The sequence below is a fragment of the Serratia sp. SA088 genome, assembly GCF_049065515.1.
Lineage (GTDB): Bacteria > Pseudomonadota > Gammaproteobacteria > Enterobacterales > Enterobacteriaceae > Serratia > Serratia nematodiphila.
Genome location: NZ_JBAKGW010000007.1, coordinates 234,519 through 247,364, shown reverse-complemented (window position 1 = coordinate 247,364; position 12,846 = coordinate 234,519). Strand labels below are relative to the sequence as shown.

The following is a 12,846-nucleotide window of genomic DNA, read 5'->3' as shown; positions in this document are numbered from 1 at the left end:
AGTGTTACACGATGCCCTGGCTGCGCAGATAGTCTTCGTAGTTGCCGGTAAAGTCGATCACCTTGTTCGGGGTGATTTCCAGAATCCGGGTCGCCAGCGAGCTGACGAACTCACGGTCGTGGGAGACGAAGATCAGCGTGCCTTCGTACATCTCCAGCGCCATGTTCAGCGATTCGATGGATTCCATATCCAGGTGGTTGGTCGGTTCGTCCATCACCAGAATATTCGGGCGCTGCATCATCAGCTTGCCGAACAGCATGCGGCCTTTTTCACCACCGGACAGCACCTTCACTTTCTTCTTGATGTCATCCTGGCTGAACAGCAGACGGCCCAACACGCTGCGCACCGCCTGCTCGTCGTCTTTTTCCTGCTTCCACTGGCTCATCCAGTCGAACACGCTCAGGGTGTCGTCGAACTCGTATTCGTGATCCTGCGCGTAGTAACCGATACGGGCGTTTTCTGACCACTTGACGGTGCCGCTGTCCGGCTGCGCGTCGCCCACCAGCGTTTTCAGCAGGGTGGTTTTACCGATGCCGTTGGCGCCCAGCACCGCGACCTTCTCGCCCACTTCCACCATCAGGTTCAGCTTGCTGAACAACGGGCCGTCATCGAAGCCCTTGGTGAGCGCTTCCACTTCCAGCGCATTACGGAACAGCTTCTTATCCTGTTCGAAACGGATGAACGGGTTCTGGCGGCTGGAGGCTTTCACCTCTTCCAGCTGGATCTTGTCGATCTGGCGGGCGCGGGAGGTGGCCTGCTTGGATTTGGAGGCGTTGGCGCTGAAGCGGCTGACGAACGATTGCAGCTCGCTGATCTGCGCCTTCTTCTTGGCGTTGTCCGCCAGCAGACGCTCGCGCGCCTGGGTGGCGGCGGTCATGTATTCGTCGTAGTTGCCCGGATAAACGCGCAGTTCGCCGTAGTCCAGATCCGCCATGTGGGTGCAGACCATGTTCAGGAAGTGACGGTCGTGCGAAATGATGATCATGGTGCTGTTGCGCTCGTTGAGCACGTTTTCCAGCCAGCGAATGGTGTCGATGTCCAGGTTGTTGGTCGGTTCGTCGAGCAGCAGGATTTCCGGATCGGAGAACAGCGCCTGCGCCAGCAACACGCGCAGCTTCCAGCCCGGCGCGATTTCGCTCATCGGACCGTAGTGTTGCTCCACCGGAATACCCACGCCGAGCAACAGTTCGCCGGCGCGCGCTTCGGCGCTGTAGCCGTCCATTTCGCCGTAGGCCACTTCCAGATCGGCCACTTTATAGCCGTCTTCTTCGCTCATCTCCGCCATGGCGTAGATGCGGTCGCGCTCTTCCTTCACCGCCCACAGTTCGGTGTGGCCCATGATCACGGTGTCCAGCACGCTGTACTGCTCGAAGGCGAACTGATCCTGACGCAGTTTACCCAGGCGCTCGTTCGGATCGAGGAACACGTTGCCGCCGCTCGGCGCCAGATCGCCGCCGAGGATTTTCATAAAGGTGGACTTGCCGCAGCCGTTAGCGCCGATCAGGCCGTAACGGTTGCCGCCGCCGAATTTGACAGAGATGTTTTCAAACAACGGCTTGCTGCCGAACTGCATGGTGATATTGTTACTTAATAGCAAAGGATTTACTCTTATAGAAACGTGATTTTGGACGCATTATGCCACAACGGAACAACGGGATCGCCTACAGTTATGTTCGTTTTTCAAGCAAGCGGCAAGAACTGGGTGACAGTCTGCGCAGGCAGACAGAAATGGCGGAAGAATACGCCATCAAAAATGGACTTAAACTCTCCAGCAAAAACTTCCAAGACCTTGGTATCAGCGCCTTCCGGGAAGGTAAACGCGCCTCTCTGGTTGATATGCTTGCCGCCATTGAAGAAGGCCAGATTACTGCCGGATCAACAATCATTATCGAAGCATTAGACCGGCTTTCACGTCGTGGCATCGATGCTACGCTGGAAACGGTAAAAGAGATTCTACGCAAAGACGTTCAGGTAGTCAGCCTTTCCGATGGTTTGCTGTTAACCAAAAACAGTCTGAATGACCTACAAAGTGTCATTCGCATAGCGGTAGCTGCCGATCTGGCTCATAAAGAGTCAGAACGTAAAGCGCTACGCCTGCGTGAAACCAAGGGACAACAACGCGAAGCAGCACTTAGCGGGAAACCTATCAATAAAATCCTACCTTTTTGGCTACAGCGTACCGAAGCTGGTTATGCCCTCAGCGATAAGGCAGGAGTCGCCAGGCAAATCGTTCAGCTCAAACAAGAAGGCAAAGGCAGCAATATGATAGCAAAAACGCTCAATAAGCTGGGTATTGCCGGAGTCCGAACGGCACAATGGAATCATGCCTCTATAACCAAAATGCTAAAAAATCCTGCGCTGTACGGTGCTTATCAAACGGGTGAAACAACCAAAGACAGGGAACTGATCAAGCTAGAACTGGTTGAAGCGTACTACCCTGCCCTGATCAACAAAGAAGAATGGCTTTTACTGCAATCAGACCAAAGCAAATCCAAACGAGGACGCCGTAGCGCCAATAATCCTTATAGTGGCCTATTACGTTGTGAATGCGGTGGCGCATTAGTAAAAAGACAGCACACAGTGAAAGGAAAACTATACGTTTATCATGGCTGTTTAAATGCCAAAGATGGCCGCTGTACGCAAAATATTTCAATCAAAGGATTAGATGGCGCACTAACCACTATTCTTGGCCGGTTGGAGTTCAAGAAGAAACAGACGCTGAGCCAATCCATTCATCAAGAAAGGCAACAGCTTGAAGCTCGCATTAATGATCTGAACAGCAAATTGCAAGTTCTGGATAATATCCCTTTATCTGTTATTAAAAGCATCGGGACAATGGAATCCAGACTAAAAGAGATTACCGACAAGATAGCAAAGGATGAGCGTGAGCAACGTGGTATCGAAGCCGTTAAAAGTGAGAGGCTTTCCAGCATTACGGATGGTTTAGAACTTAACCTTTTACTGAAACGCGTTTTAAAAAGCATTACTGTGTTCCGCTCAGGTAATGGCTGGGCAGTGAAAGTTCTCCACCTGTCTGGCCATAAGCAAAACTTCCTGATGGTCGATGGCGAGATCAAGTTCTTGAGCGATACCATTGCATTGCAAAATCTATTGGCTGGATTTCGCGAAGCAACGGAGAATAGTTAGAATTATCATAACGTAATGTACTCCTCCTGTAGGCTGGATATAATTCTTCGCAGGAGGAGAACATGACCATTTTTGCCTATACCCGTGTATCAAAAGCCGAGAGTGAAACCGGTACGACCGATAACCAAATCACGCTGATAGAGTCACAGCATAGAATTGACTGTGTTTTTTCAGATGTGAACATTTCTGGTTCGATACCTTTTCAAAAACGACCTGAGGCACAGAAACTTATCGAGAAACTCAGCGCCGGTGATACCATCGTCATTGCCAAGTTGGATCGTGGTTTTCGTGACACTGCTGATTGTTTGAACACCGTGAAATGGCTCCAGCAAAAGAAAATTACTCTCAAGATCCTTGATATCGCACTTGATGTATCAACACCGATTGGCGAGATGATTCTTACCATCATGGCTTCTGTCGCTACATTTGAGCGTAAACGTATCGCAGAACGTATCAAAGACGGATTTAGCAATGGTCGCCATAATGGTAAAGTTTACGGCTATAAGCTTGAGGCTGTTCGTCAAGGTATAGCTAAAAAAGCGTCTGTAAGGCACCAGGCAACCGCAGAACGCTACCTTATGATTACCAATCACCTTAAGGATAAAATCGCTCAGGGAGCCACAGAGGCTCAAATGCTCACTCATCTAACCAAGATAGGCTTACCTATCTCACGGACAACATTGCGTAGAGCATTAAATCGCTAAAGCGAACCCTATGCCATGCAAACATAACCCATTGATATATACCAATAACCGATTTAACCCTTGCGAATTTTAACTTTTTTGCGCACTTTTAAATGAATCTCAAAAAGTGTGTTATTATCTTTATAATGCCTTTCCAACTACTACATCCGCCGACATTATAATCTGATTAATAAAATTATTTTCTTTGCAGTTATTCGCTTTAAAAATATTCATGTTATAATGAATCTAGGTTCTTACCGTTACAATCAATACTACCTGCCAGCAAAGAAGATTTAAAAACATGTGGCTCGCCACTGCGTCGTAGACGCATAACTATTTCCTATAATGATTTTAATGGCCTTTTGCAAGGCCATTAAATTTTATCTATTAGCGGCAATCAATAAATCACAAACCATCCTCATATTCTGAGTATTTACCTTACTTTCAATATTATCTACAGTCGCATTCCATAACCCATTATAGATGTTTTTTCTTAGTTTGCTGAACTCACGGCTTTGATTGTTCTTTGCAGAACTCCTCCTCCATGAATTCATTACGTCTATCATCATAGCGTCAGCACATAGAATTACATAATTCGATTTATTCATCTCTCGGTATCCAGTAGAGTACTCCATGCCGTCAATAGATATAAATTCATTCTCAAAGTCTGATAACTGTAAACTATCTGAACCAACCTTTTCTTTGGCTATTGACTTACGAGGCTCTACAACCTTTGATGCACCTTCTGATTTATTTTCAGAATCATAATTGTTAGTTTTATCTACATATGTAGATAAAAACTGAATATGCTTTGCATACAGCTCACGTAATTCATCCGATGTATACGCATGGTTTCTTTTATTTCTGATCCAATCTAACTGAATCTCCTTTAATTTGTCATCCTTTTTACTGCTATACAAATTGGACATTGCAGAATCAAGATCACTTAGAACTCTATCATTGCAAATCATCTTCTCTATAGAGGTAGACGCTTTTGAACAATCGAACCCAGCCGCATTTGCATCAATAGATATAGCCAGGATAGCTAAAACACAAGTTCTCTTTATACAAAATGCAATCTTACTTTTAAATTTTCTCATTATATCTCACCTAGAAAATAGCATGCGGCCATCACACTTTAAATAACACTTTTATAAATCACGCACCGTAACTAATGTAATAGCCAAGCAATATGTTGTGTCCAATACTCAGTTTACCTATCTGAATATCCCCGAATAAAAAATACGATAAAATTGCCAATGTGAATAGAAGACCCAAAATAGCAAAGCAATCTTTCAATTGTGGGAGCAAACGGTTAGACGGCGGAGTTTTAGGTTCTTGACCTTTCCAAGGCTCCACTTGCCCTGATGCAGGCTTTTTCTCATGATTGTTCATTTTTAATCCACTTATATACGAATAGTTAACACTTTGTCTACTGAGTAACTGGTGGTACTCGGTAGACACTCCTGTCATTTAATAGAAATAGCGCCGTCTTTAACTAAGGCTCTCCATTGCATCCGAGTTATGCTTCCAGCGACGGGCTTGTAGGTTTGTTGATTGTCCCCATCTGAAACACGGAAGAAGACATCTGCACATTCAAGGAAAAGTGTTTTCAGCTCGCGGTTTCCTGCAGTTTTCAGCGTGAGTCTTGGTAACCCCTCCCCATACTCTAAGGAACCTTTCATTTCTTTCTTGCAACCAGAAATCTCCACGTTGTTCGGCGTATCCCCACTCGAAAATCTGATCAGTCTATCGTTTCGAAGAGCGCGGAATGCCATTGAGAACTGATCTGTATTGTTGTTGTAGAAGAGAACCATTTCATATGGGGTAGCTTTGTTCCAATCACTCTGGTTATACGGGGTTGTGTACTCGTCAGGGTACTTGAAAGGGTCTGCCGGTACCCATGCCAAAACTGTTGCTGGAAATACCACTAAAAGTGGCAAAATACATTTCTTCATTATCATACGCTCCTATCAATTACTAACAGCATGAATATTAACAAAAAGAGTGCTTTTCGTACAATTTATTGATGACTATGAGTCACATTAACACAAACAAAATGTGACTCATAGTCCGTGGTCTGATAAGCAACAAAACATGATGCTTGTTAGATGAAAAATGAACTTCAAATCAAATTTGGCCAACGTGTTCGAGAACTACGTAAAGAGCGTGGCTGGTCACAGGAAGAATTCGCTGATAAGTGCGGATTAGACCGCACCTATGTGAGTGGGATAGAGCGTGGGGTAAGGAATCCGACGTTAGAAGTGATTAGCGTATTGGCAATAGGTTTAAAAGTAGATATTTTTAATTTATTTATCCCTAGCAATAATAACGACTAGTTACTAAGAGACTCATGGATATAAACACAGTACAAAGACAGCTTATCTTTAGATATATTATGCACATGTTGTAACATTTCAGCATCCACTAAAACAAGGACTCAATATATGGATGGCACATCCAATAATGCAACAAAGAAACTACTTGGTTATGATTATCAAAAGCTTCTAGCATTAGAGTCCTGTTTAAATGCTAAAGAAAATGAAATAGTCTGGATTGAATGCTATGGAGATATAGCTCATACAGATAAAAGCACAGAGGTGAAACATCATTTAACTCGTGGTTCTTTAAACGACTCTCACATTGATTTTTGGAAAACATTATATAATTTAGTTAATGAGTATAAAATACTCTATGGCTTTAATAGATTTGAACTATTAACCACATCAGAAATAAACTCATCTTCTATTTTTTTTAACTGGAATAACACCTCAAAAGAAGATAAACTCAAAAGAATAACTTCAGTTAAATCTAACAAAACCATATCAAAGTACTATGAGTTTATTTTCAACCATGACCAGTCAGATCTAATCAATATATTAGAAAAGTTAACTATCATCGGTTCCCAACCAACGATAGATGAAAAATACGAAGAAATAAAATCACATCCATCATTTCTCACTATACCAGACCAACATGTAGATAGTTTTATGCATAAAATGTTAGGTTATATTTCAATGAAGGCTATTGATGATATGGACCGGTGGCATATCGAGCGAAATGAGTTTAAAAGAGAGATGGAAGGTTTTGCCAAGGCATTTATTGATAAAGACTACCCATTCCCACTAGTTACTAAAAGAGAAGTGAATGGGATTAATTTATCGAATTTTAATTTCATTGATGAATTAAGGAGAATCGAACTCGATGATATTATGGTGGATAAGGCTATAGTGGATTTTTTACGCGCAGAAAGAAGCACCCTAAAGATATTAAAACTTCATACATCTATGGCAGACAATCTTGAGGACTTTGATGATACTCTTAGTGAAAACCTTTCTCTAGTTAAGCTAAAGCACTCTACAATAATCTCTCAAAAAAAACAGAAAGAATTAGAGATAATATCAGTATCAAAGAAAATGTACTCGGAATGCTTACTATTAAATGATAAAAAAATCCTCGGGATACAGGAAATAGCAGGGTATTATCAAAAAGGGAGAATACACTCAATTGTCGATAGAAAGGAGTTTTCTTGGCTGTTTTCGGAGCATGAAAAATGAAACCAAAAGAAATCTCTGCATTGTTAAACTCTCCTTTATGGGTTGCCTTATTGTTAAAATATTTTTTATCCGGGGCACAGCAAATAAAAAAGGGCGGAATCGAGCTGGAAGTAATCTATCTTTCCATCCCATTTATATTAAACGAGTCAGTTGTGAACGAGTTGTCACACGGAAACAAAAGCTCCAACCTAAGTAAAATAACCACAAATCCTATGCTAAGGGGGGAGTTTATTGCATCGCGTGATTTAATCAATTTTTACAGACCTATAATAAAAAAAGGATTAATCATCCTAGCCTCATCTTGCAAGTTAAAAATAAGTAACAGGGTGTTTTTAGAGAACATTTCCACTAACTTTAATTCATTAACAGATTCACATGTCAAAAAGCACTGTAAAGGTGCGTATAACTTAGGTGCAATCTTAGCTAAAGAAGAGTCTGTTGAACTACTGATTAGATTCGGAGCAATATAATGAAAGCCATCATAGAATCAATAAATATTTTTAGTGAGTCAGGAGAACATCGGTTCATTGAGTTAACAAATGGCCTTAATATTATTACCGGTGATTCTAAAACAGGGAAAAGTGCTTTGTTAGAAATCGTCGATTATTGTCTATTTTCAAAGACATCTAGTATTCCCAAGGGGGTTATTACTACATTCGCATATTTTTACAGTGTGGTTTTTAAGCTAAGAGATAGCTATATAATAGTTGGTAGACATGCGCCTAAAACTAATCTAGGCTCAAAAGCATTCATAAAATTAGAGACTAATAAAGAAATAATATCACCTTTGAGTCTTGGATATTTTGACAATCAATCCCCAACAACGATAAAAGCAGCACAATCTAAATTTGAAACATATCTTGGACTCTCAGTTTTAGATATGAAGGATGAAGTAAATAGTTTCCATCATGGTAAGGCTTCAATTAGAAATGCGGTATCACTATTATTCCAACATCAGAACCTGATAGCTAATAAGCATGCCCTCTTCTATAGATTCCATGATTTTGTAAAAAGAGATAGAACAATAAAAGAACTTCCCATTTTCTTGGGGTGGGTGGAAGGAAACTACTATAGACTAATTAGAGAACGTGACGATACGTTGAAAAAAATACGAACCCAAGAAAAAATAGAGATGTACGCAAAAAACTCTCAAGAAGAAAACAAGAAAATAATAAGAAATCTTGTTGAGGAGTACCTTTCTGCTATTGATTATAAAATAGAAGATAACATCGCCTACTCTAAACTGCTAAATTTAGCTAAAAACCTTCCTCCTGTGCCTGACATTCCTCATGGTTCCCCTCAGACAGAAAAAAACTATCAAGATGAAAATAATTTACTTTCTGAGTTAAGTTCAAAGCTTATTGAGGTCAATAGAAAAATAGCAATACTAGATAATTGTTCAGATATATCCATTCATCATGCAATTGATTTGAACAAGATAAAAAGCACATTCGGTATATTTGAACCCGGAGAAACAGTAACTTGTCCTCTATGTTCTAGTGAACAACCGCAACTCACTGATGAATTAAAAGAATTAGAAATCCATCAGGGAAAGTTAATTTCAGATCTAAATAAATTACAATACTTTCAAGAAGATACATCTCAAGAGCTGGAGAGATTAATTAAGCTAAAAGATAGTATAAAAAAAGACATCAGAGTATCTAATGCAAAAATAAAGGACTACGAAAAAAACAAGATAGAGCTAAATAAATTAAATAATTTTAGAGAAAAAGCTAGTTTCATGAGAGGGAAAGTCACCTCATTAATATCCTCATTTTTCAAGAACAATGATATAATTAATTCAAGTGATAACTTGAAGACTTTAAAAGATAGATTAAAAAAACTAGAAGATGAATTATCTCAATATGACTTAGAGAAGAAATATTCATCTAGCGAAGCTCGAATATCAAAAATAATGACTCAAATTTGTAATCAGTTAGATTTTGAAGAGGAATTAAAACCAGCAGAGTTACATTTCTCGTTGAGAGACTTTAATTTTTATCACTCCCATGCTGGAGAAAAAATAAGTTTACATGAAATGGGAAGCGGTGCTAACTGGTTGGCATGTCATTTATCTCTATTCTTAGGGATACTATTCTTATTATCGATAGAGGAAAAATCTTGCATACCTACTTTTTTGTTTTTAGATCAACCAAGCCAAGTTTACTTCCCTTCTGATGCAGATCGAAAATCAGCAAAAGATACTGATATCAAACAAGTCGAGAATATATTTAACACTATAAATGCCGTTTTAGTTCACATAAAAAACAAATCTAATTTCATGCCGCAAGTTATAATCCTTGAACATGCCGATAAGCTACACTTAAAAGATATTGATTTCGAAAGCATTGTTAGAAAACGCTGGAGAGAGAACGGTGAGAAGCTAATTTAATATCACTAAAAGACATTAAAAGCATGACCATGCGCTCATTCTAATTTTTATCATAGGCAATCGGGGGTTTCTTCGCACCTAATTGCCTAATAATATTTAAAAAAACAATAAACCCAACATGGATAAATCAGAAAGTCACCATAAAACCCTTATTTTTAAACAATATTCCAAGAAAATAAATGCATCGAAAAAATTAAATTTCATGTAACTAAATCCGTGAGTTAATATAATGATAACAGGATTAATTATTGCTAATTTATACTTTTGTAATTGTAGTTCAATGATTTTGGATTCATTATGCTTTCTATTCCTGACTCTATAAGCCCTTTCTTTAATGCTTTATGTATCAATAGAAAACTAGGAATTTCCAAAAGAAATTTTCCGGCTATTTTCTTTTTCGCACATTCATGCAAAAGCTCTTTCCGGTTTTGATTAAAAGGAAACATATACGTTCTGTTATAATGATGTGAACTGAGCAATTTACTCCGTAAAGCCAAGCTACGATATATTACAGATAAAAGCCATCCATCAAGGCTTTTCAACTGCTCCACATCATCAACTAAGGGATAAAAACTCATCACGCCTTTAAAATAGATTCTTTTTGTTCGTCCTGAAAGGTAATCTTTTATGCTTTTGCTACTTAGCCCACCATACATATATCGTTTTATTTGCAAAATTGCAGAAAGAAAATTTTCATCTTTATTGTTCGAAGGTATTACCTGTCCAGCTAAAGAATGTTGTTTTAATGGCTGTATTAAATTCCTGTAGAGAATGTAAGATATTTGTTTTTTTATCTTATTTACAGATTTATCCTTTATAGAAACATTATCAACTGAAATTTCATAACCTAGGAAACTTAAGCTATTTTTTGACTCTATTTCTGATGGCAACCCTTTTTTAGTTAATAAACATATCCCATCCGATTTTGTAGGATTAATCTTAACTCCTGCTTCATTTGAAAATTCGTTAATTAGTCCAAAAGAATTACATATCTTAGAGTACTCAGTCGTCCAGACAATAGTATCATCAGCATATCGAGAAAACTTAACTCCTTCATTTTCAAATTTTTGATCCAGGTTCCAACAAGTCAAATTAGCCAAGAATAGACTAACAGAAGTGCCTTGAGGAATTCCTACCTTTCGTCCCTTTAGGAATGCATTGATTATGAATTGTTCCTCTTGGCTTATATAAAACCCATTTTTTTTAAACTGCCCTCTCAAAAACTCATGAGATATAGTTCCAAAAAAATCTGAAAAATCAAATTCAGCTAAAAATGTGCGTTCATTTTTTCTAATTCCAACAGATATGTCTTGTATGGCAAAATGCACATTCCTATCATTTCTATATGCGTAAGAAAAAGAACTAAACCTATGTTTATTTTTAGCTAATAATCTATTAAAAAATAACTTTGATATTGCTGCGTCTTGAATTTGATAAATTGATACAAGACGCTCCCCGCCTCCTGGTTTTGGTACAGACTTAATATATGGTGCATTCGGAGAATACGTTCTTGACTCTATTTTTTTTGTAATAGAACGTGCTATAGACTTATAGTTGCGTTTCACATAAAATGGATTGAACTTATTATCTTCACTCCAATAATCCGGTTTGTATATCTTTTTTTCAGGAGTATTTAAACCAAGTCTTTTCTGATTTCTAACAAATTCAATATGCACTTGATTATGGTACTTATGGTATCTGGTTATCAACTTCTTTGTTTCTTCCAGAATAGCAGCTTCGATTTGTTTTAATAGGCTCATAATCCACTCATAAAAAAAGGCCTGAGCTTTCACTCAGGCCCTCCCCACGGTACAACCCAAGTAAAAGTAAGTTATCACATGGTTGATAAAGCTTTGACACTCCATCCCCACCAGCCCGAACAAGTCGGACTGAAGACTAGCACATATATGCCAGTAGAAGGATGCACCGTTATCCCCATGAGGGAATAACGAGAGCATACTACATTTAAAATAAAAAAGGAATATAACAAGCGCGAAAGACGGAGAATGAATACACTTATAGTAAAATAATTAACAAGTTCTATATTATATTATGAATTATAAGAATTAAATTTTACATATGAAACAACACTGTGATGTTGTTAGTGCTTAACACAGCGCTCGCTCTTTATACATAGGGAATGTGATTTGGCGCGCATTATGCCACAACGGGGTACAGAGATCGCGGGAAGTTTCGGTGACATTTTGAGCGCCTGCGGCATCCTATCCTTTTCGCAGGCGGCATAGTTGAATTAACGCGGCGGGAACTTCGCGGCAATCATCGCCGCCGTCGGCTTCACACCGCCCAGGCTCCATTGTTCGGGCGCATGTTCATCGATTCTGACCCAAACCGACTGTCTGAACGCCGGATCGCCTCGCCCTTCTATCTCCACCAACAGATCGGTAATGCGGGACAGCAATTCGCTTTTTTGCCGTTCATCCAGCATGCCTTTCACCGTTTGCACATTAACAAATGGCATTATACTCTCCTTGAATATAGATAAGTCTAAAAACAAGACTTAGACTAGCGAAGGAAAATGCCCATGTCAAAATCTCCCGATCTCCCTACCGTTTCTCTTGCCCTGTGCGGGCTGGCGCAGGCCGCGGACCTGCTTGGCGATCGCTGGACGTTGCTGATCCTGCGCGAATCATTCTACGGCGTTCGCCGTTTTGAAGAGCTGCGCGAGAATATCGGCGCTTCGCGCCAGGCGTTGAGCAACCGTCTGAATGCCATGGTAGAACAAGAACTGTTGGCCAAACGCGCTTACCGGGAGCCGGGCGAGCGTGAGCGACATGAATATGTCTTGACGGACAAGGGGCGCAGCCTGGGGCCCATCCTGGTTGCGCTGATGGCATGGGGCCACCGGCATATTCTGCATGACAGCCCCCACGTTCAACTGGTGGATAAACGCAGCGGGCTGCCGGTGCAGCTGGCATTTATCGATGCGCAGGCCCGCGTGGTGCCTGAAGACGCGCTGCAAATGTCGGCCGTTGAGCTCCCCCCGGCCTGACTTACCCATTCTGGTCTACGCTTGATACCAGACTGATTTAGGACAAGGATGCTGAAC

13 protein-coding genes are annotated in these 12,846 nt (G+C 40.4%); 7 read left to right on the top strand and 6 right to left on the bottom strand.

The genetic code is table 11. The features are described 5' to 3' along the window. Positions 1–4: 4 nt before the first annotated feature. Positions 5–1,597, bottom strand: coding sequence for an ABC-F family ATPase (locus ACOWVD_RS18800; protein WP_421105733.1), 1,593 nt, complete (start codon positions 1,595–1,597; stop codon positions 5–7). Between the two features lie 38 nt (positions 1,598–1,635). Between ACOWVD_RS18800 and ACOWVD_RS18795 the strand changes: the two genes are divergently transcribed. Both ACOWVD_RS18795 and ACOWVD_RS18790 read left to right on the top strand, forming a co-directional pair. Then, positions 1,636–3,147, top strand: a complete 1,512-nt coding sequence (locus ACOWVD_RS18795; RefSeq protein ID WP_421105732.1) for a recombinase family protein — start codon at positions 1,636–1,638, stop codon at positions 3,145–3,147. A 62-nt stretch (positions 3,148–3,209) separates the two neighbouring features. After that, positions 3,210–3,851, top strand: a complete 642-nt coding sequence (locus ACOWVD_RS18790; RefSeq protein ID WP_060429783.1) for a recombinase family protein — start codon at positions 3,210–3,212, stop codon at positions 3,849–3,851. Positions 3,852–4,210: 359 nt separating this feature from the next. Here the strand turns inward: ACOWVD_RS18790 and ACOWVD_RS18785 are convergent, their stop codons facing one another. The 3 genes from ACOWVD_RS18785 to ACOWVD_RS18775 form a co-directional block, all read right to left on the bottom strand. Further along, the gene (locus ACOWVD_RS18785) at positions 4,211–4,930 is read right to left on the bottom strand and encodes a lysozyme inhibitor LprI family protein (protein WP_421105731.1); all 720 of its coding nucleotides are present in this window, start codon (positions 4,928–4,930) and stop codon (positions 4,211–4,213) included. A gap of 58 nt (positions 4,931–4,988) precedes the next feature. Next, positions 4,989–5,225, bottom strand: a complete 237-nt coding sequence (locus ACOWVD_RS18780) for a hypothetical protein (protein ID WP_421105730.1) — start codon at positions 5,223–5,225, stop codon at positions 4,989–4,991. A gap of 74 nt (positions 5,226–5,299) precedes the next feature. Next, positions 5,300–5,788 carry a hypothetical protein gene (locus tag ACOWVD_RS18775; protein ID WP_421105729.1) on the bottom strand — a complete coding sequence of 163 codons (489 nt, stop codon included), beginning with the start codon at positions 5,786–5,788 and terminating at the stop codon, positions 5,300–5,302. Between the two features lie 153 nt (positions 5,789–5,941). Here ACOWVD_RS18775 and ACOWVD_RS18770 point away from each other — a divergent pair, with 153 nt between their 5' ends. The 4 genes from ACOWVD_RS18770 (at position 5,942) to ACOWVD_RS18755 (ending at position 9,779) form a co-directional block, all read left to right on the top strand. Further along, entirely contained in the window at positions 5,942–6,169 is a 228-nt protein-coding gene (locus ACOWVD_RS18770; RefSeq protein WP_421105728.1) for a helix-turn-helix domain-containing protein, read from the top strand. A gap of 108 nt (positions 6,170–6,277) precedes the next feature. Continuing rightward, positions 6,278–7,387 (top strand): hypothetical protein, encoded by a 1,110-nt coding sequence (locus ACOWVD_RS18765; protein ID WP_421105727.1) that lies wholly within the window; start codon positions 6,278–6,280, stop codon positions 7,385–7,387. Continuing rightward, positions 7,384–7,857 (top strand): three component ABC system middle component, encoded by a 474-nt coding sequence (locus tag ACOWVD_RS18760; protein WP_421105726.1) that lies wholly within the window; start codon positions 7,384–7,386, stop codon positions 7,855–7,857. Before ACOWVD_RS18765 ends, ACOWVD_RS18760 begins: the two co-directional genes overlap by 4 nt. Continuing rightward, complete coding sequence (locus ACOWVD_RS18755; RefSeq protein WP_421105725.1) at positions 7,857–9,779, top strand: DUF3732 domain-containing protein; 1,923 nt, start codon at positions 7,857–7,859, stop codon at positions 9,777–9,779. Before ACOWVD_RS18760 ends, ACOWVD_RS18755 begins: the two co-directional genes overlap by 1 nt. Before the next feature lie 251 nt (positions 9,780–10,030). Here the strand turns inward: ACOWVD_RS18755 and ACOWVD_RS18750 are convergent, their stop codons facing one another. Next, positions 10,031–11,572, bottom strand: a complete 1,542-nt coding sequence (locus ACOWVD_RS18750; protein WP_421105724.1) for a reverse transcriptase domain-containing protein — start codon at positions 11,570–11,572, stop codon at positions 10,031–10,033. Positions 11,573–12,030: 458 nt separating this feature from the next. Then, positions 12,031–12,258, bottom strand: coding sequence for a tautomerase family protein (locus ACOWVD_RS18745; RefSeq protein WP_015377198.1), 228 nt, complete (start codon positions 12,256–12,258; stop codon positions 12,031–12,033). 63 nt (positions 12,259–12,321) lie between these two features. Here ACOWVD_RS18745 and ACOWVD_RS18740 point away from each other — a divergent pair, with 63 nt between their 5' ends. Then, entirely contained in the window at positions 12,322–12,789 is a 468-nt protein-coding gene (locus ACOWVD_RS18740) for a winged helix-turn-helix transcriptional regulator (protein WP_049241272.1), read from the top strand. The last annotated feature ends 57 nt before the right edge of the window (positions 12,790–12,846 follow it).

Bases quoted from the DNA above. Each gene is read 5' to 3' on its own strand.
- ACOWVD_RS18755 (WP_421105725.1), top strand. From the start codon at position 7,857: ATGAAAGCCATCATAGAATCAATAAATATTTTTAGTGAGTCAGGAGAA.
- ACOWVD_RS18770 (WP_421105728.1), top strand. From the start codon at position 5,942: ATGAAAAATGAACTTCAAATCAAATTTGGCCAACGTGTTCGAGAACTA.
- ACOWVD_RS18780 (WP_421105730.1), bottom strand. From the start codon at position 5,225: ATGAACAATCATGAGAAAAAGCCTGCATCAGGGCAAGTGGAGCCTTGG.
- ACOWVD_RS18745 (WP_015377198.1), bottom strand. From the start codon at position 12,258: ATGCCATTTGTTAATGTGCAAACGGTGAAAGGCATGCTGGATGAACGG.
- ACOWVD_RS18760 (WP_421105726.1), top strand. From the start codon at position 7,384: ATGAAACCAAAAGAAATCTCTGCATTGTTAAACTCTCCTTTATGGGTT.
- ACOWVD_RS18785 (WP_421105731.1), bottom strand. From the start codon at position 4,930: ATGAGAAAATTTAAAAGTAAGATTGCATTTTGTATAAAGAGAACTTGT.
- ACOWVD_RS18775 (WP_421105729.1), bottom strand. From the start codon at position 5,788: ATGAAGAAATGTATTTTGCCACTTTTAGTGGTATTTCCAGCAACAGTT.
- ACOWVD_RS18795 (WP_421105732.1), top strand. From the start codon at position 1,636: ATGCCACAACGGAACAACGGGATCGCCTACAGTTATGTTCGTTTTTCA.
- ACOWVD_RS18740 (WP_049241272.1), top strand. From the start codon at position 12,322: ATGTCAAAATCTCCCGATCTCCCTACCGTTTCTCTTGCCCTGTGCGGG.
- ACOWVD_RS18790 (WP_060429783.1), top strand. From the start codon at position 3,210: ATGACCATTTTTGCCTATACCCGTGTATCAAAAGCCGAGAGTGAAACC.
- ACOWVD_RS18765 (WP_421105727.1), top strand. From the start codon at position 6,278: ATGGATGGCACATCCAATAATGCAACAAAGAAACTACTTGGTTATGAT.